The organism is Streptomyces odonnellii, assembly GCF_000981895.1.
GTDB classification, from domain to species: Bacteria; Actinomycetota; Actinomycetes; order Streptomycetales; family Streptomycetaceae; genus Streptomyces; species Streptomyces odonnellii.
On sequence record NZ_LATD01000098.1, the window covers coordinates 22,459 to 40,902 of the forward strand.

The following is an 18,444-nucleotide window of genomic DNA, read 5'->3' on the forward strand; positions in this document are numbered from 1 at the left end:
GCGACGCTGCCGCGAACTGGACGCTGCCGCGAACGAAGGGAACTCGTGAAAGAGGACGACGAGAGCGGCGAGAACGCGCGGCCGCGGCCCGGCGACGGGGACACGGGTCCCGACGGGAAGCCGGTGAAGCGCGAGGACCCGGGCGGAGGCATCCTCATGGGGCGCCCCTTCGGGGTGCCCGTCTATGTCGCCCCGAGCTGGTTCCTGGTGGCCGCGCTGATCACCTGGATCTTCGGCGGCCAGCTCGAACGGGTCCTGCCGGACCTGGGCGGACTGCGCTATCTGGTCTCCCTGTTCTTCGCGGTCGCCTTCTACGCGTCCGTACTCGTCCATGAACTCGCCCATACGGTCGCCGCGCTGCGCTACAAACTGCCGGTGCGCCGTATCCAGCTCCAGTTCTTCGGCGGAGTCTCGGAGATCGAGAAGGAATCCGAGACACCGGGCCGTGAATTCGTGCTGGCCTTCGTGGGACCGCTGCTCTCCCTGATCCTGGCGGGCCTCTTCTACCTCGGCCTGCTGTTCGTCGAGGCCGGCACGGTCCCCGGGGTGCTGCTCGCCGGGCTGATGGTCTCCAATCTGATCGTCGCCGTCTTCAACCTGCTGCCCGGCCTCCCGCTGGACGGCGGCCGGATGCTGCGCGCGGTCGTCTGGAAGATCACCGGCAAGCCCATGAGCGGCACCGTCGCCGCCGCCTGGGTCGGCCGCGGCCTCGCCGTCGCTGTCCTCATCGGCCTTCCGCTGCTCACCCAGACCGGAGCGCTGGGTACGTCCGCGTCTCAGGTCAGCGGCATGGAGACGGTCACCGACGCACTGCTCGCGGCCATCCTCGCCGCGATCATCTGGACCGGCGCGGGCAACAGCCTGCGGATGGCCAGGCTCCGCGAGCACCTTCCCGAGCTCCAGGCGCGCGCCCTCACCCGCCGCGCGGTGCCCGTGGAGTCGAGCACGCCACTGTCCGAGGCGCTGCGCCGCGCCAACGAGGCGGGCGCCCGCGCACTGGTCATCGTCGACGGCCATGGCGATCCGATCGGCCTGGTACGGGAGTCGGCGATCGTCGGGGTCCCGCAGCACCGCCGCCCCTGGGTCGCGGTGAGCGGGCTCGCGCAGGACCTCACGGAGGGCATGAAGGTCCCCGCGGAACTGGCGGGAGAGGCGCTCCTGGACCGCCTGAGGGCCAATCCGGCGACGGAGTACCTGGTGCTGGAGGAGTCCGGCGCGATCTACGGAGTCCTCTCGACGGCCGACGTCGAGCGAGCCTTCGTATCGGCGATGGCCCGCCCCCAGTAGCTTCCCGCTCCAGATCGCGCCCAGCCGCTGGGGTGCCTTGATGTTCTGGCCGCGCACGATCGCCTGGCGAGTGAGCCGAAGGGCACCGGCCGCCGTCGAAAGGGAGAGCGCGCGCAGGTTCGCGAGGTACGAGCGAATCGAGCACGGTCGACCGTCGACGGGGGCTTGAGGTGCCCGGAGGCGAACCGAGCCCAAAAAAGAGGCGGGCGCCCGGAGGCGAACCGAGCCCTTAAAAATAAGCACTAAGGTGGAAGGCATGTCCGAACCGACCGGTGCCGCCCGCCGACGCGGGCCCTTCAAGGTCGGGGACCAGGTCCAGCTCACCGACCCCAAGGGACGCCACTACACGTTCACGCTCGAAGCCGGGAAGAACTTCCACACCCACAAAGGGTCCTTCCCGCACGACGAGCTGATCGGTGCTCCCGAGGGCAGTGTTGTCCGTACCACGGGAAACGTCGCCTACCTCGCGCTGCGCCCCCTGCTCCCCGACTATGTCCTGTCCATGCCCCGCGGCGCCGCCGTGGTCTACCCGAAGGACGCCGGCCAGATCCTGGCCTTCGCCGACATCTTCCCCGGCGCGCGCGTCGTCGAGGCAGGCGTGGGCTCCGGCTCGCTCAGCAGCTTCCTGCTGCGTGTCATCGGCGACCAGGGCATGCTGCACTCCTACGAGCGCCGCCAGGACTTCGCCGAGATCGCCCAGCAGAACGTGGAGCGCTACTTCGGCGAACCGCACCCGGCCTGGCAGCTCACCGTGGGCGACCTTCAGGACAACCTGTCGGACACGGATGTCGACCGCGTGATTCTGGACATGCTCGCCCCCTGGGAGTGCATCGAGGCGGTTTCCAAGGCCCTCGTCCCCGGCGGCATCCTCTGCGCCTATGTCGCGACGACCACCCAGCTCGCCCGGACCGTCGAGACGATCCGGGAGTTCGGCACCTTCAACGAGCCGGCTGCCTGGGAGTCGATGATCCGCAACTGGCATGTCGAGGGTCTCGCCGTACGTCCCGACCATCGCATGATCGGCCACACCGGCTTCCTCGTGACCGCCCGCAGGCTCGCGGACGGTGTGGAGCCGCCCCTGCGCCGCCGCAGGCCCGCCAAGGGCGCGTACGGGGACGACTACGACGGTCCGGGAAGCGGTAGCGGCTCCCGGGACTGACCCGCGCCGGGCCCATTCCCGTACGAGACCTGAAGCCACCACCCCGGGCACAGCCTCCGCACGACGTCGGGGCACGCCCTCCAACTACGACAACGCGGCCGCCCAGTTCCCCCGCCGGAGAGGGGAACTGGGCGGCCGCGGCTTTACGTTGGGCTTACGGACCCCACTGTTCCGCCTCCCTGTGACGTGTGGCACGATGCTGTCTCCCTCCCACCGTTGGCCACTTCCCACCGTGGTAACTCGCCGGCACCCCTCACAGGAGACACACCGCGTGCAGATCTCCGATGTCCCGGACCTCGCGCACACCCGGCCCCACCCCATGCACTGGCTCGCGACGGCCACCGCGATGGCCGGTGTGGTGGCCCTGGCGGGCCTGTTGCAGCCCGGCCCCGCCACCGCCTCCCAGGACGGCTCCAAGCCCCCGAAGGCCGCCTCGCCGGACGCCGCCCCGCTGCCCGCACCCGATCCGGCCACGGTGGACTACCCGCTGGAATGCGGGGGAGCGGACACGGTCGTGGCGCGCCAGGCCTCCGGTGACATCGACGGGGACCGGAATCCCGAGACCGTGGCCGCGGTCCGCTGCGCCGCGGGCTCGGGAACCCCGCCCCAGGGCGTATATGTGCTGACCAGAGGCGCGGACGGCAAACCGAGAATCGTGGCGACCCTGGTCGATCCCAAGGACAAGCGGAGCGTCGGCCCCGACTTCGCGATCCGTGACCGGGTGATTCTGGCCACTCTGCTCGGCTATTCCAGCCCCGAGGTGCCGAGCTGCTGCCCCGACGAGGAGGAGCACGTCACCTGGCAGTGGCAGAACGCGGCCTTCGTCCGCGCCGAACAGCCGTGACCCCGACACGCACCGAACACCGCTGAGCACTTTCCGCGCCGCTCCGGGCACGTACCGAGCCGCCCTGAGCGTGGAGTGCGCGGCCGGTCGCAGCCGGTCGACCCGGGTCCGTGATACCGCTCACTGCTGTTCCGCGTCGGGCCCGTACACCTCTACCCTGTCCGAAACGCGACGTACGTGAATACAGTCCCCCGGGCACTCCCTGGCGGAGTCGACGACATCGCGCAGCAGTGTCAGCGGCACCGGTGTGGTGGCACCGGGGGACTGGAGCAGTTCGTCCCCGGGGCTCTTCACATAGGCGAGGCCGTCGATGTCCAGCTCGAAGACCTCGGGAGCATACTGGGCACAGATCCCGTCCCCGGTGCAGAGGTCCTGGTCGATCCAGACCTCGAGCGGCTCACCGGACTCGGTGACGCCTTCGGTGGGAGCCTGCTGCTGCACGGTCATCTCTCCTGCCGTTTGCCGCACCGGGCGATGCGTAGTGAAGTAAGTCGCGCAAGCCCTGACGGGTGTTGAACACTTCGACGATACAACCGGCAGCTTTCTGATGTTCCTGGGTGGGTATTCCCCTGGCGTGAGCAACAGCGCAAGGGTGAAGATCGGACACACCCCACAGTCTTTGTGATCTAGGGGTTTCAATCATCACCCACCCAGGTAGGGTCAGGAAGCGTCCAGCTCCCCTTGGAGGAGGTGAGGACCGTGGCAGCCCACGACGACGACATCAACCGCGGCATCCGGCCGGGGCGGGGGTCTGAAGACCCAGCCGGCCAGGTTGCCTATCTCGAGCAGGAAATCGCCGTCCTGCGACGAAAGCTCGCCGACTCTCCGCGGCACACGAGGATTCTCGAAGAGCGGATCGTCGAGCTGCAGACGAACCTGGCGGGCGTGTCCGCTCAGAACGAGCGGCTCGCCAATACGCTGCGTGAGGCCCGCGACCAGATCGTGGCCCTCAAGGAAGAGGTCGACCGGCTCGCTCAGCCGCCGGCCGGTTTCGGCGTATTTCTGCAGGCCAACGAGGACGGCACCGCCGATATCTTCACCGGGGGCCGCAAGCTCCGGGTGAATGTCAGCCCCAGCGTCGAACTCGACCAGCTCAGGCGCGGCCAGGAAGTCATGCTCAACGAGGCCCTCAATGTGGTCGAGGCCATGGCGTACGAGCGCGCCGGGGACATCGTCACCCTCAAGGAAGTCCTTGAGGACGGCGAGCGCGCCCTGGTGATCGGGCACACCGACGAGGAGCGGGTGGTGCGGCTCGCCGAGCCGCTGCTGGACATCACCATCCGCCCCGGCGACGCCCTCCTGCTCGAACCCCGCTCCGGCTACGTCTATGAAGTGGTCCCCAAGAGCGAGGTCGAGGAACTGGTCCTCGAAGAGGTCCCGGACGTCGACTACGACAAGATCGGCGGCCTCGGCGGCCAGATCGAGATGATCCGCGACGCGGTCGAGCTCCCGTATCTCCACCCGGACCTCTTCAAGGAGCACGAACTGCGGCCGCCGAAGGGCATCCTGCTCTACGGCCCGCCCGGCTGCGGCAAGACACTGATCGCCAAGGCCGTCGCCAACTCCCTTGCCAAGAAGGTCGCGGAAGTGACCGGAAGGCCCGCGGGAAAGAGCTACTTCCTCAACATCAAGGGCCCGGAGCTGCTGAACAAGTACGTCGGCGAGACCGAGCGGCACATCCGCCTGGTCTTCCAGCGTGCCCGCGAGAAGGCGAGCGAGGGCACCCCCGTCATCGTCTTCTTCGACGAGATGGAATCCCTCTTCCGCACCCGCGGATCCGGTGTGAGCTCGGACGTGGAGAACACCATCGTCCCGCAGCTCCTCGCCGAGATCGACGGTGTGGAGGGCCTGGAGAACGTCATCGTCATCGGCGCCTCCAACCGCGAGGACATGATCGACCCCGCGATCCTGCGCCCCGGCCGGCTCGATGTGAAGATCAAGATCGAGCGTCCGGACGCGGAGGCCGCGAAGGACATCTTCGCGAAGTACCTGACCCCCTCGCTCCCGCTGCACACGGACGACCTCTCCGAGCACAATGGATCCAAGGAGGCAGCCGCCCACGGAATGATCCAGTCCGTGGTCGAGCAGATGTACGCGGAGTCCGAGGAGAACCGCTTCCTGGAGGTCACGTACGCCAACGGCGACAAGGAAGTTCTCTATTTCAAGGACTTCAACTCCGGCGCGATGATCCAGAACATCGTCGACCGGGCCAAGAAGATGGCCATCAAGGCCTTCCTCGACCACAACCAGAAGGGCCTTCGGGTCTCCCATCTCCTCCAGGCTTGCGTGGACGAGTTCAAGGAGAACGAGGACCTGCCGAACACCACCAACCCGGACGACTGGGCCCGGATCTCCGGCAAGAAGGGCGAGCGGATCGTATTCATCCGTACGCTCGTCACCGGAAAGCAGGGCGCGGACACCGGCCGTTCCATCGACACGGTGGCGAACACCGGTCAGTACCTGTAAAAAGCAGCCCGGCTGCGGATGTCCGGAAGGGCGTCCGCAGCCGGTTGCTTTCCCCGCTCCTTCCACCACACCAGGCCAATGACGGAAATGATCTCCCCACCGGCGCGGAGGCGTTCTAGGCTCTTTCGTACCGCCGCGTGGCGGTACCCGGAGCCGGGGACCGCACACGTACTGAGGAAAGAGCGGTACTTGAGCGCCGCTTCCGGAGGGGAGCGCCGCCGGGCAAGGAGGGCCGCATGACCGTACGGCGAGTAATGGGCATCGAGACGGAGTACGGGATCTCCGTCCCGGGGCACCCGAACGCCAATGCCATGCTCACCTCGTCCCAGATCGTGAACGCCTACGCGGCGGCGATGCACCGGGCGCGGCGTGCCCGCTGGGACTTCGAGGAAGAGAATCCGCTGCGGGACGCCCGTGGCTTCGACCTCGCCCGCGAGACGGCCGATTCCAGCCAGCTCACCGACGAGGACATCGGCCTGGCGAATGTGATCCTCACGAACGGTGCGCGGCTGTACGTCGACCACGCCCATCCCGAGTACAGCTCCCCGGAGATCACCAACCCGCGTGACGCCGTCCTCTGGGACAAGGCGGGCGAACGGATCATGGCGGAGGCCGCCGAGCGCGCGGCCCAGCTTCCCGGCGCCCAGCCGATCCATCTGTACAAGAACAACACCGACAACAAGGGCGCGTCCTACGGCACGCACGAGAACTACCTGATGAAGCGGGAGACCCCGTTCTCGGACATCGTGCGCCATCTGACGCCGTTCTTCGTCTCGCGGCAGGTCGTCACCGGCGCCGGGCGGGTGGGCATCGGCCAGGACGGGCACGAGCACGGCTTCCAGATCAGCCAGCGCGCGGACTACTTCGAGGTCGAGGTGGGGCTGGAGACGACCCTCAAGCGCCCCATCATCAACACCCGGGACGAACCGCACTCCGACGCCGAGAAGTACCGGCGGCTCCATGTGATCATCGGCGACGCGAATCTGTCCGAGATCTCGACCTATCTCAAGCTCGGTACGACCGCGCTCGTGCTGTCGATGATCGAGGACGGCTTCATCAACGTCGATCTGGCCGTCGACCAGCCGGTCCGTACGCTCCATCAGGTCTCGCACGACCCCACGCTCGGCCGGCTGGTCACGCTCCGCAGCGGCCGCACGCTCACCGCTGTCCAGCTCCAGATGGAGTACTACGAGCTGGCCAGAAAGTACGTCGAGGAGCGGTACGGATCCGACGCCGACGAGCAGACCAGGGACGTCCTGGGCCGGTGGGAGGACACGCTCAACCGGCTGGAGAACGATCCGATGAGCCTGTCCGGCGAGCTGGACTGGATCACCAAGCGGGAGATCCTGGAGGGCTACCGCCGCCGGGACAACGTCGACTGGGACGCGGCGCGGCTGCACCTCGTGGACCTCCAGTACGCCGACGTGCGCCCCGAGAAGGGCCTGTACAACCGTCTGGCGGCCCGCGGCAGGATCAGCCTGCTGCTGGACGACCAGGACGTCGAGCGGGCCAGGACGAAGCCTCCAGAGGACACCAGGGCGTACTTCCGCGGCCGGTGCCTGGAGCAGTACGCGGACGATGTGGCCGCGGCCTCGTGGGATTCGGTCATCTTCGATCTGCCCGGCCGTGACTCACTGCAACGAGTCCCCACGCTGGAGCCGCTGCGCGGGACGCGCAACCACGTCAAGGAGCTGCTCGACCGCTGCCGCACCGCCGAGGAACTGGTGCGGGTGCTGTCCGGCGGCTGAAACAGCGCCCGTCCGGGAATCATCGGGGTGGTACCCGGACGTTGTAGCAACTGCGGGGCCGATGTCGGACCCTGCTTGTAGGGTCTGATCTTGAAGGTCACATCGAGCGGGGCGAACCGAGCGGGGTGAGGGATATGGCGACCAAGGACACCGGCGGCGGCCAGCAGAAGGCGACGCGTTCCACGGAGGAGACCGAGGAGCAGGGCCACGAGGCCCAGGCATCCGAGGACCTCAAGGAGCGCCAGGAGAAACTGTCCGACGACGTGGACTCCGTCCTGGACGAGATCGACGACGTCCTCGAAGAGAACGCCGAGGACTTCGTGCGTTCCTTCGTTCAAAAGGGCGGCCAGTAAAGGCCGTTGTCCGTCCCGGGCGCCGGCGGAAGCCGGTGGCACCGGGACGGATGACCGGCGACGGCGCGGGTAAGGTCCGTGCACAGATTCAAGACAGGCCCGGCCCCAGCGGCGGGCCGCCGCCCATCCGGAAGGAAACGTGTGGAAGCCAACCCTCGTAGCACCGGGCGTCTGCCGGCAGCCTTCCTGACGCCCGGCTCGTCCTCGTTCATGGACTTCCTGGCCCATCACTCGCCGGACATGCTGCCGGGCAAGCGTTCGCTGCCGCCGTTGCAGGGCGCCGTCGAGGCGCCGCACGGGACGACGATCGTCGCCGCGACCTTCGACGGCGGGGTGGTGCTCGCCGGTGACCGCAGGGCGACCATGGGGAACATGATCGCGCAGCGCGACATCGAGAAGGTCTTCCCGGCCGACGAGTACTCGGCGGTGGGTATCGCCGGCACCGCCGGGCTCGCCGTGGAGATGGTCAAGCTCTTCCAACTGGAGCTGGAGCACTTCGAAAAGGTCGAAGGCGCGCAGCTCTCCCTGGAGGGCAAGGCCAACCGGCTCTCCACGATGATCCGCAGCAATCTCGCCATGGCCATGCAGGGCCTGGCCGTCGTCCCGCTCTTCGCCGGCTGGGACGTCGACCGCGGGAAGGGACGTATCTTCTCGTACGACGTGACGGGCGGCCGCTCCGAGGAGCTGGGCTTCGCCTCCACCGGCTCCGGCTCGATCTTCGCCCGGGGCGCGATGAAGAAGCTCTACCGCGAGGACCTGACGGAGGAGCAGGCCACCACCCTGGTCGTCCAGGCGCTGTACGACGCCGCCGACGACGATTCGGCGACCGGCGGCCCCGATGTGGCCCGCCGTATCTATCCGATCGTCACGACCATCACGGACGAGGGCTTCCGGAAGCTGACGGACGAGGAGTCCTCGGAGATCGCCCGCTCGATCCTGGAGCACCGGCTGCAGCGGCCCGACGGCCCGCGTGCCGCGCTGCTCTGACGCCGTCCTCTTCTGAACAAACATGCCACTGACAGAAAGGGACGGATAGCCGGTGTCGACGCCGTTCTATGTCTCACCCCAGCAGGCCATGGCCGACCGGGCGGAGTACGCGCGCAAGGGCATCGCGCGTGGTCGCAGCCTCGTTGTGCTCCAGTACGCCGACGGCATCGTCTTCGTCGGCGAGAACCCGTCCCGCGCGCTGCACAAGTTCAGCGAGATCTACGACCGGATCGGCTTCGCGGCGGCCGGCAAGTACAACGAGTACGAGAATCTGCGCATCGGCGGTGTGCGCTACGCGGACCTGCGCGGATACACCTATGACCGGGACGATGTGACGGCCCGTGGTCTGGCCAACGTCTATGCGCAGACGCTGGGCACGATCTTCTCCAGCGCGGGCGAGAAGCCCTATGAGGTGGAGCTGGTCGTGGCCGAGGTCGGCGCGACACCGGACGGCGACCAGATCTACCGGCTGCCGCACGACGGATCGATCGTGGACGAGCACGGTTCGGTCGCGGTCGGCGGCAGCTCGGAGCAGATCAGCACGTATCTGGACCAGCGGCATCGGGAGGGTATGTCGCTGGCGGAGGCGCTGAAGCTGGCCGTCCAGGCGCTGTCCCGGGATACGAACGGCGGCGAGCGGGAGATTCCCGCCGAGCGGCTGGAAGTGGCGGTCCTGGACCGTACGCGACCGCAGAAGCGCAAGTTCAAGCGGATCGTGGGCCGTCAGCTCTCCCGGCTGCTGGAGGCGGACGGCGCCGCCTCGACGCCGACGGACGCGCCCTCGGACACGGAGGAGCCGGACGTCACCGACTCCGCCGACTCGGGTTCGGCGGAGTCGCCCGCCACGGACACCGAGAAGCCCGACAGCACCGAGAAGTAGGTCCTGTCCGGCCGGTCTTCCGCTGTGCCCCGGTCCGCTCCCGCGGGCCGGGGCACAGCCGTGTCCGGGAGGCCGTCGGTGGGTCCCGCCGGAGCGACCCTAGGCGTCCCGGGGCGGTGGCGCCGTCGAGGCGCGGACCACCAGGGAGACCGGGAGGTCGCCGGGCTCCGGGCGGCGGCCGTCCAGGACCGCCAGCAGAGCGGACATCCCGCGTTCGCCGACCCGCTCGGCCGGCAGGCTCACCGTGGTCAGCTCCGGCTCGATGGCCGTCGCCAGCGCCAGATCGTCGAAGCCGGTGACGGAGATGTCCTCGGGCACCCGCAGACCCAGCCGCCTTACCGCCTTGCAGGCTCCCGCGGCCAGGATGTCGTCGTCGCACACCAGGGCGGTGGGCCGGGGGCCGGGGGCGCTCAGGGCGCGCTCGGTGGCCTCGCGCCCGGCGCCCACGTCCAGGGGCGCGGAGACAGTACGTACGACCGCGTCGGGCACGTTCCGTACCGCCTCGGCCAGGGCTGTGGCCCGTATGTCGAAGGTCCAGGAGGAGATCGCGGAGGCGAGGTGGAGCAGGCGCCGGTGGCCCAGGGCGAGGAGATGTTCCGTGACCTGCCGGATGCCGTCGGCGATGTCGAGATTCACCCGTGCGGCGGCGCCGGGCGCATCCGGATCGCTGTCGAGCATCACCAGCGGCAGATCGGCGCCGCGTATCGCGTCCAGGGCCTGGGTCGCCATGGACGAGGCGATCACCCCGTCCAGCGCCGCCCGCGCCGAGGCGAAGGGGTCCCGGGCGGGGCCCACGCCGGCGGGGGAGGGGTAGAGGACCACCCCGAAGCCGTGCTCCGCGGCGACCTCGGCGGCGCCGGTGTAGACGCGGGCGAAGAACTCGTTGGTGAGCGCGGGCACGACCAGAAGCGCGGTCCTGGTCGTACCGAGACGGAGGCTGCGGGCCGCGAGATTGGGCCGGTACTCAAGGGCGTGCGCGGCGTCGCGCACGAGCCCGGCGGTGCGCTCCGAGACCCTGCCGCGCCATTTGTCGCCGAGGACGAGCGAGACCGTGGCCTGGGACACCCCGGCGGCCCGGGCCACATCCCTGCTGGTGGGCCTGGCGGGCTGCTCTGTCATGGCTGCTGCTCTCCGTAGCGCTCGTCCGGCCGGTCCCGTCCGCCGCGGCGGCAGTGGACCGGCGGACTGGCCACATGGTACGTATGACGCCGACGTTATACGTAAAACCCCGGCGGGTCCGGGGGAGAGAGGGGGCGGGCCATGGCCACCGGCTACGGGGACATCCTCAAGGCGCCGCACGCCGCGCGGCTGCTCACCGGGACGCTGGTGGGCCGGCTGCCGAACGCCACGGGTCCCATCGCCATCGTGATGCTCGTCCGCGCCGGTGACGGCAGCTACAGCCTCGCGGGCGCGCTCGCGGCGGTGTACGGGGTGGCCAACGCGATCGGACAGCCGCTGCTCGGCCGGGCCGTGGACCTGTACGGCCAGCCCCGGGTACAGCTTCCCGCCGCCGTCGTCTCCGCCCTGGGCGCCGTGCTCCTCGTCGTCGCCGGGACCGGCTCGACCCTGCTCGCCTATGCCGCCGTGGCGGTCGCGGGCCTGTTCACACCGCCGCTGGAGGGCGGGCTGCGGGCGCTGTGGCCGAATGTCCTCGGCGGTGAGGAGCGGGTGCACCGGGCCTACGCCATGGACGCGGTGGCCCAGGAGATCATGTTCACGGTCGGCCCGCTGCTCGTCACCCTGCTCGTCGCGCTCTGGTCCCCGGCCGCCGCGCTGCTCGTCATCAACGCGATCGGGGTCCTCGGCGCGCTCTCCGTGGTGGTCTCCGCCCCGTCGCGCGCCTGGCGCTCGGCGCCGCGCGAGGCGCACTGGCTGGGCGCCCTGCGCTCACCGGGCCTGCTGGCCCTGCTGGGCTCGTTCCTCTTCGTCGGGATAGCCCTCGGCTCGATCACCGTCGCGGGTGTCGCGTACGCCGACGACCATGGCCGTGAGTCCGTCTACGGCTGGCTGATGGCGGCGCTCGGGCTGGGCGCGCTGATCGGCGGCTCGGTGTACGGGGCCAGGCAGTGGGCCGCCGCCCCCGAGCGCCGTCTCCGTGCGATCGTCGCCCTGCTGGCCCTCTGCTATCTGCCGCTGACGCTCACGCCCGGGGTGCCCGCGATGACCGTACTGGCCGCGGTGTCCGGGGTCTTCCTGGCGCCCGCGATCGCCTGCGCCTTCATCGTCGTCGACCGGCACGCGCCGCGCGGCACCGTCACCGAGGCGTTCTCCTGGCTCGTCACCACGATCGGGGTCGGCTCCGCGCTCGGTACGGCCGCCGCGGGCCCGGCCGCGGAGCTGGGCAGCACCTCCGCGAGCTTCGCGGTCGCGGGGGCCGGCGGGATCGCCGCGCTGCTGGTCCTGCTGGCCACCCAGCGGGTCCTGGCGGCTCCCGGCGGCGGGAGCGGGAAGGTGTCCGGCGGTGGTCCCGGAGATGTCGCGAGTGCCACCATCCGGACGGAAAATGATCCGGGCGGAGCGGCCGAACCCGGTTTCAGCTCTGGTCATCAGGCGTAATGTTCAGACATGGACCGCCGCATTTTCGGGCTGGAGAACGAGTACGGCGTCACGTGCACGTTCAGGGGACAGCGCCGACTGTCACCTGACGAAGTGGCGCGCTACCTCTTCCGCCGTGTTGTCTCATGGGGCCGCAGCAGCAATGTCTTCCTGCGGAACGGCGCCCGTCTCTACCTCGACGTGGGGTCGCATCCGGAATACGCAACTCCCGAATGCGACAACGTGACCGAACTGGTCACCCACGACAAGGCGGGCGAGCGCATTCTCGAAGGCCTGCTCGTCGACGCCGAACGCCGCCTGCACGAGGAGGGAATCGCGGGCGACGTCTATCTCTTCAAGAACAACACCGACTCGGCGGGAAACTCCTACGGCTGCCACGAGAACTATCTCGTCGCCCGCCACGGAGAGTTCTCCCGGCTCGCGGACATCCTCATCCCCTTCCTCGTCACCAGGCAGCTTCTCTGCGGCGCCGGCAAGGTGCTCCAGACCCCTCGGGGCGCGGTCTACTGCGTCAGCCAGCGCGCCGAGCACATCTGGGAGGGCGTCAGTTCCGCGACGACCCGTTCCCGTCCGATCATCAACACCCGGGACGAGCCGCACGCGGACGCGGAGCGGTACCGCAGGCTCCATGTCATCGTCGGCGACTCGAACATGTCCGAGACGACGATGCTGCTGAAGGTCGGCGCCACCGATCTGGTGCTGCGCATGATCGAGGCGGGCACGGTGATGCGCGATCTCACCCTGGAGAACCCGATCCGGGCGATCCGTGAGGTCAGCCATGACCTCACGGGCCAGCGCAAGGTGCGGCTGGCCAGCGGCCGGGAGGCCTCCGCGCTGGAGGTCCAGCGGGAGTACTACGAGAAGGCCGTGGACTTCGTCGAGCGCCGGGGCATCCGCACCGGCACGGTCGACCAGGTCCTGGAGCTGTGGGGCCGTACGCTCGACGCGATCGAGGCGGAGGACCTCGACCGTATCGCCACCGAGATCGACTGGGTGATGAAGTACCAGCTCATCGAGCGGTACCGGGCCAAGCACAACATGACCATGTCGCATCCGCGGGTCGCCCAGATAGATCTCGCGTACCACGACATCCACCGCCGTCGCGGGCTCTACTACCTGCTGGAGAAGCGCGGCCAGGCGGCGCGGATCTGCAACGACCTGAAGATCTTCGAGGGCAAGTCGGTGCCCCCGCAGACCACCAGGGCGCGGCTGCGCGGCGATTTCATCCGCCGGGCCCAGGAACAGCGCAGGGACTTCACGGTCGACTGGGTCCATCTCAAGCTCAACGACCAGGCACAGCGCACCGTGCTCTGCAAGGACCCGTTCCGCTCCGTGGACGACCGCGTGGAGAAGCTGATCGCCGGTATGTAGCCGACGGCCGGGCGGTACGAGACAACACTCGCCGCACAGGACGACCGGGCCCCGTACGTATACGTACGGGGCCCGGGGCACGTTCTAGAGTGTCGTGCAACTACCGTGCCGTCTGAGATCTGAGGAATCCGTGCGCCGACTTGCCGGCCTGATCGTCGTCCCCCTGCTGCTGTTGTCGACAGCGGCGTGCGGGGACGACGGAGGCTCCGACTCCGCCCCGTCCAAGAACGGACTTCCCGCGATCACCGCGGGCACCAAATTCGGTGAGAAGCCGACCCTCGCCAAGGGCGAGGGCACTCCGCCCAAGGCGCTCAAGGTCAATGTCATCAGCGAGGGTGACGGCCCCAAGGTCAAGAAGGGTGACGCGATCCAGGTCAATTACCTGGGCCAGAGCTGGGACTCCGAGAAGCCCTTCGACAACAGCTTCGACCGCAAGCAGCCCTTCGATCTGACCCTGGGCGCCGGCATGGTCATCAAGGGCTGGGACCAGGGACTGGAGGGCCAGAAGGTCGGCAGCCGCGTCGAGCTGGGCATTCCGCCGGAGCTGGGGTACGGGGCACAGGGCCAGGACGGCATCAAGCCCAACGCCACACTGGTCTTCGTGGTCGACATCCTGAAGGCGACCCAGGTCCCGGCCTCCGCCAAGGGCACCGTGGTCGCGCAGGACAACATCTCGCTGCCCAAGGTCGGGACGAACGACGACGGCAAGGAGCCGACCGTCACGATCCCCAAGACCGACCCGCCCAAGAAGCTGGTCTCCAGCTATGTGCTGGAGAGCGACGGCGAGGTCGTGAAGGACTCGGACACGGTCGTGCTGAACTACGCGGCGTATCTGTGGAAGGACCGCAAGCAGTTCGACAGCACGTACAAGACGGGCCGCACCACGACCTTCCCGCTGCCCCAACTGACCCTCAAGGGCCTCAAGTCGGGCATCGTCGGCAAGAAGGTGGGCAGCAGGATCCTGATCGTGATCCCGCCGGACCAGGCCTTCGGCGACCAGGAGCAGCAGGGCATCCCCAAGAACTCCACGCTGGTGTTCGCCGTGGACATCCTGGCGAAGGTGTAAGACTGTCCCGGTTGCCCCGTTCATCATTTAGAGGAGCAGTTCAGTGAGCATCGAGAAGCCCGAGATCGACTTCCCGGGTGGCGAGCCGCCGGCCGATCTGGAGATCAAGGACATCACGGAGGGCGACGGCCCGGTGGCCAAGGCTGGCGACACCGTCTCCGTCCACTACGTGGGCGTCGCCTTCTCCACCGGTGAGGAGTTCGACGCGTCCTGGAACCGCGGCACGCCGCTCCAGTTCCAGCTCGGCGCCGGTCAGGTCATCGCCGGCTGGGACCAGGGCGTCCAGGGCATGAAGGTCGGCGGGCGCCGTCAGCTCACCATCCCCGCGCACCTCGCGTACGGGGAGCGCGGCGCCGGCGGTGGCCGTATCGCCCCGGGCGAGACGCTGATCTTTGTCTGCGACCTGGTGTCCGTCTGAGCCGTCCCGCTCCCGCAGGTCCGCGGAGGACTTCAGGACCGAGGGCCCGTGCCGTCCGCACGGGCCCTCGGCTTTTGTCCGGACACCCCGGGGCGGTACGGTCGACAGGCGGAGGCCGCAACGATCAAAAGGGGTGCAAGGCGTCGATGGCCATTGCCAAGGCCGAGCGACTGATGAATCTGGCGCTGTGTCTGCTCGGGACCCGCCGCCCGCTCAGCAAACGCGAGCTGCGGGGCTCCATCGAGGCCTATCTGGAAGCGGGCACCGACGACTCCTTCAACCGGATGTTCGAGCGCGACAAGGAAGATCTGCGCGAACTCGGCCTGGTCATCGAGACGGTGGAGAACCTGGACGGCGAGACCGGCTATCTCGCCCGGCGCGACAGCAACCGGCTGCCCCCCATCACCCTCGACGCCGAGGAGGCCGCGGCCCTCGGCCTCGCCGCGAAGGTCTGGCAGCAGGCCAGGCTGGCCGGCGCGGCGAGCGGCGCCCTCCAGAAGCTGCGCGCCGCCGGAATGCCGGAGGCGGAGGACGCGTACGAGGCGCACCACAGCGCGCTCGAACCGCGGATCCCGGTCCACGAGGCCGCGTTCGAACCGCTGATGCTCGCCTGCCGCGACCGGCGGCCCGTCGTCTTCGACTACCGCAAGGCCAACGCGGCCCGCCCCGAGCAGCGCCAGGTGGAGCCCTGGACGCTGGAGTGCTGGCGCGGCCACTGGTATCTCGCCGGCTGGGACCGCGACCGCGGCGCCGAGCGGGTCTTCCGGCTCTCCCGGATCACGGGCAGGGTCCGCTCCCGCGCGGGTTCGTTCACCGCGCCCGTACCCGACGCGGTGACCGTACGGGAGACCGTGGAGAGCTGGGCGGGGGAGACCGCCACCCGCTCCGCGCTGATCAGACTGCGGTCCGGGTGCGGCTATCCGCTGCGCGCGCGGGCGGTGTCGTCCAGGGACCTGGGCGACGGCTGGGACGAGCTGGAGATCCCGTACGGGCACGGCCTCGACGCCTGGCTGGTGGAGTTCGGCCCGGACGTGGTCGTACTGGAACCCGCGGATCTGCGGGCCGATGTCGTCGAGCGGCTGCGCGCCGTGGCGAAGGGCTGAGGGGGACCCGGACAACCATGGCAGCCAACGCCATCGACCAGACCCGGCGGATGCTCTCGCTGGTGACCTATCTGCGGGAGCGCCCCGGCGCCCATGTCAGCGACGTGGCCCGGGCGTTCGGGATCAGCGAGGACGAACTGATCTCGGACCTCGATGTCCTGCCCATGTGCGGTACGAGCTTCCGCGGCGGGGATCTGCTCGACATCGACACCGACGGCGACCGGATCTGGTGGCACAACCCGGACGATGTCGCCGAGCCCCTGCGGCTCGCCGCCGACGAGGCCACGGCGCTGCTGGTGGCCGCCCGGGCCGTCACCACCCTGCCGGGGCTGCGCGAGGGCGACCGGCAGGCTCTCCTGCGCGCCACCGCCAAGCTGGAGGCCGCGGCGGGCGAGGCGGCGGGCGCCAGCTCCCGGCTCTCGGTGACCTTCGAGTCCGAGGGCGGGGTGTTCGCCGAGGTCGACCGGGCCATCTCCGAGCGTCGCAGGCTGTGGCTGCGCTACTACTCACCGGCGCGGGACGAGCTGACGGAGCGCGAGGTCGACCCGATCCGGCTGTTCGCCGTGGGCCACACCTATATGGAGGCCTGGTGCCGGCTGTCCGAGGCGCGGCGTACGTTCCGGCTCGACCGGGTCGCCGAGATCAAGCTGCTGGACGCCCCGGCCGCGCCGCCCGAGCTGGAGCTGAGGGATCTGTCGGAGGGGCTCGTACAGCCGTCGGCGGAGGATCCCGAAGTGGTGGTCGAGGTCGGGCCCGGCGGGCGCTGGGTCGCCGAGTACTACCCGCACGACAGCGCTGAGGAACAGCCCGACGGCGGGCTGCGGATCACGCTGCGCACGCCCGCGCCCGCCTCGCTGCGGCGGCTGGCCCTGCGGCTCGGCGGTGACGGACGGATCGTCTCCCCGAGGGAACTCGCGGAGAGCGCGCGGCTGGCGGCGGACGAGGCGCTCGCGGCGTACGACGGGCGGGAGTGAGACAGGAGTGGACGGGCGGGGGCCGGGAGTGGACGGGCGGGAAGAAGGAGAGCCGGGAATGATGTCGGTGGTGACCGGGGTGCCGGAGATCTCGTCCGGAGTGCCGGAGATCTCAGCGGTGCTTCCCGTGCTCTTCAAGGCGTCCTGTACCGAGTGCCTGGCCCGGTTCGAACTCTCGGCGGGCGCGCTGCGCCTGGCGATCGGGGCCACGCCCAAGACCACCTTCTACTCGTTCACCTGCCCCGAGTGCGAGAGCCTCGTGCGCAAGCCCGCGGGGGAGCGGATCGTGGAACTCCTCACCGGCGGCGGGGTGCGGACACTGCGCCTGCACGCCACTTCCTGAGCCCGGCGCCCCGTGACTTCCGTGTCGTACACCACTGTCCGAGATCACCATTGTCCGAGATCCCCCGAGAACGGTTCAGGTTCTGCCCATGTTCTGGCCCATGCTCGCCGTCGCCCTGGGTTTCTGCGGGATCGCCGTCCTCGGTGTCCTGGCCGTCCGGGTCTTTGCCGAGGCCCAGCGGCTCGGCCGGCAGGTCGCCGCGACCACCGAGCGGATCAACCGGGCCGCCGAGGATCTGGAGCGCGCCGCCACCCGGCTGGCCGCCACCGGTGACGCGCTGCGGTAGCGGTTGCCCCCGCGCCCTCCACCCGGCCCGGGGCGGACGGTACGCTGACGAGCGCGCCCCCCGTGGGCCGGACCGGGAGGAACCCGGACGGGCCGCACGGGTCGCGGATCGGTCGTACGCGGGGCAGTCGGGAGTATGCACAGGGATTGCCCCGCGTTTACCCCTGCGGGTTACGATCGCTGCGAGTACCAACGCCGGACACCGGTTCGGTTGTACGGGCAGCCCCCGTCCCAACCGCCTCAGCGAGAAGGAAGTCGGACATGATCGGCAATCTGAAGCCCCTCGAGATCGTTCTGATCATCGTTGTCATCCTGCTGCTGTTCGGTGCCAAGAAGCTGCCCGACATGGCGCGTTCGCTCGGCAAGTCGGCCCGCATCCTCAAGAGCGAGGCCAAGGCCATGAAGAAGGACGACGACAGCGCCGCGGCTCCCCCGGCCGACCAGGCCACCACGGCCGACGCGACCGCCCAGCAGCAGGCCGCGCCCAGGACGATCCAGGCCTCGCCCGGTGATGTCACCAGCTCCCGTCCGGTCAGCGAGCCGAACCGCACCGCCCAGAGCTGACCGCACCCCACTGACGGCTGCCGCTACGAGACGAGGGACG

The 18,444-nt window shown here is 69.3% G+C and carries 19 protein-coding genes; 17 read left to right on the top strand and 2 right to left on the bottom strand.

Annotated elements, in window-relative coordinates:
* Positions 1-45 precede the first annotated feature (45 nt).
* The 3 genes from WH07_RS11135 to WH07_RS11145 all read left to right on the top strand — a co-directional run bounded on the left by WH07_RS11135 (position 46) and on the right by WH07_RS11145 (position 3,290).
* Complete coding sequence (locus WH07_RS11135; RefSeq protein WP_046498787.1) at positions 46-1,287, top strand: site-2 protease family protein; 1,242 nt, start codon at positions 46-48, stop codon at positions 1,285-1,287.
* 256 nt (positions 1,288-1,543) lie between these two features.
* Positions 1,544-2,446 (top strand): tRNA (adenine-N1)-methyltransferase, encoded by a 903-nt coding sequence (locus tag WH07_RS11140; RefSeq protein WP_046498790.1) that lies wholly within the window; start codon positions 1,544-1,546, stop codon positions 2,444-2,446.
* Positions 2,447-2,717: 271 nt separating this feature from the next.
* Positions 2,718-3,290 carry a hypothetical protein gene (locus tag WH07_RS11145; RefSeq protein WP_046498792.1) on the top strand — a complete coding sequence of 191 codons (573 nt, stop codon included), beginning with the start codon at positions 2,718-2,720 and terminating at the stop codon, positions 3,288-3,290.
* Positions 3,291-3,410: 120 nt separating this feature from the next.
* On the opposite strand, the gene WH07_RS11150 is transcribed toward WH07_RS11145, so the two are convergent.
* Positions 3,411-3,737 (bottom strand): ferredoxin, encoded by a 327-nt coding sequence (locus tag WH07_RS11150; RefSeq protein WP_046498795.1) that lies wholly within the window; start codon positions 3,735-3,737, stop codon positions 3,411-3,413.
* A 252-nt stretch (positions 3,738-3,989) separates the two neighbouring features.
* Here WH07_RS11150 and arc point away from each other — a divergent pair, with 252 nt between their 5' ends.
* The 5 genes from arc to prcA all read left to right on the top strand — a co-directional run bounded on the left by arc (position 3,990) and on the right by prcA (position 9,724).
* The gene (arc, locus tag WH07_RS11155) at positions 3,990-5,756 is read left to right on the top strand and encodes a proteasome ATPase (RefSeq protein ID WP_046498856.1); all 1,767 of its coding nucleotides are present in this window, start codon (positions 3,990-3,992) and stop codon (positions 5,754-5,756) included.
* Positions 5,757-5,992: 236 nt separating this feature from the next.
* Complete coding sequence (gene dop, locus WH07_RS11160) at positions 5,993-7,504, top strand: depupylase/deamidase Dop (protein ID WP_367997450.1); 1,512 nt, start codon at positions 5,993-5,995, stop codon at positions 7,502-7,504.
* A gap of 134 nt (positions 7,505-7,638) precedes the next feature.
* Positions 7,639-7,857 (top strand): ubiquitin-like protein Pup, encoded by a 219-nt coding sequence (locus WH07_RS11165; protein ID WP_046498799.1) that lies wholly within the window; start codon positions 7,639-7,641, stop codon positions 7,855-7,857.
* A 141-nt stretch (positions 7,858-7,998) separates the two neighbouring features.
* Entirely contained in the window at positions 7,999-8,844 is an 846-nt protein-coding gene (prcB, locus tag WH07_RS11170) for a proteasome subunit beta (RefSeq protein WP_046498801.1), read from the top strand.
* Between the two features lie 52 nt (positions 8,845-8,896).
* The gene (prcA, locus tag WH07_RS11175; RefSeq protein WP_046498804.1) at positions 8,897-9,724 is read left to right on the top strand and encodes a proteasome subunit alpha; all 828 of its coding nucleotides are present in this window, start codon (positions 8,897-8,899) and stop codon (positions 9,722-9,724) included.
* 99 nt (positions 9,725-9,823) lie between these two features.
* Here prcA and WH07_RS11180 read toward each other — a convergent pair whose 3' ends face one another.
* The gene (locus tag WH07_RS11180; protein WP_046498806.1) at positions 9,824-10,843 is read right to left on the bottom strand and encodes a LacI family DNA-binding transcriptional regulator; all 1,020 of its coding nucleotides are present in this window, start codon (positions 10,841-10,843) and stop codon (positions 9,824-9,826) included.
* 141 nt (positions 10,844-10,984) lie between these two features.
* Between WH07_RS11180 and WH07_RS11185 the strand changes: the two genes are divergently transcribed.
* The 9 genes from WH07_RS11185 (at position 10,985) to tatA (ending at position 18,404) form a co-directional block, all read left to right on the top strand.
* Complete coding sequence (locus WH07_RS11185) at positions 10,985-12,280, top strand: MFS transporter (protein ID WP_046498808.1); 1,296 nt, start codon at positions 10,985-10,987, stop codon at positions 12,278-12,280.
* Between the two features lie 9 nt (positions 12,281-12,289).
* Positions 12,290-13,651, top strand: coding sequence for a Pup--protein ligase (gene pafA, locus WH07_RS11190; RefSeq protein WP_046498809.1), 1,362 nt, complete (start codon positions 12,290-12,292; stop codon positions 13,649-13,651).
* 130 nt (positions 13,652-13,781) lie between these two features.
* Entirely contained in the window at positions 13,782-14,717 is a 936-nt protein-coding gene (locus WH07_RS11195; protein WP_046498812.1) for an FKBP-type peptidyl-prolyl cis-trans isomerase, read from the top strand.
* A gap of 43 nt (positions 14,718-14,760) precedes the next feature.
* Complete coding sequence (locus WH07_RS11200) at positions 14,761-15,135, top strand: FKBP-type peptidyl-prolyl cis-trans isomerase (protein ID WP_046498814.1); 375 nt, start codon at positions 14,761-14,763, stop codon at positions 15,133-15,135.
* A gap of 146 nt (positions 15,136-15,281) precedes the next feature.
* Entirely contained in the window at positions 15,282-16,238 is a 957-nt protein-coding gene (locus WH07_RS11205; RefSeq protein ID WP_046498817.1) for a helix-turn-helix transcriptional regulator, read from the top strand.
* Positions 16,239-16,255: 17 nt separating this feature from the next.
* Positions 16,256-17,212: a helix-turn-helix transcriptional regulator gene (locus WH07_RS11210; RefSeq protein WP_046498818.1), complete on the top strand. Its 957-nt coding sequence runs from the start codon at positions 16,256-16,258 to the stop codon at positions 17,210-17,212.
* A 61-nt stretch (positions 17,213-17,273) separates the two neighbouring features.
* Positions 17,274-17,555, top strand: coding sequence for a hypothetical protein (locus WH07_RS11215; protein ID WP_079023137.1), 282 nt, complete (start codon positions 17,274-17,276; stop codon positions 17,553-17,555).
* Positions 17,556-17,643: 88 nt separating this feature from the next.
* Positions 17,644-17,841: a hypothetical protein gene (locus WH07_RS11220; RefSeq protein ID WP_046498823.1), complete on the top strand. Its 198-nt coding sequence runs from the start codon at positions 17,644-17,646 to the stop codon at positions 17,839-17,841.
* Positions 17,842-18,101: 260 nt separating this feature from the next.
* On the top strand, positions 18,102-18,404 hold the full coding sequence (tatA, locus tag WH07_RS11225; RefSeq protein WP_046498825.1) for a Sec-independent protein translocase subunit TatA: 303 nt from the start codon (positions 18,102-18,104) through the stop codon (positions 18,402-18,404).
* Positions 18,405-18,444 lie beyond the last annotated feature (40 nt).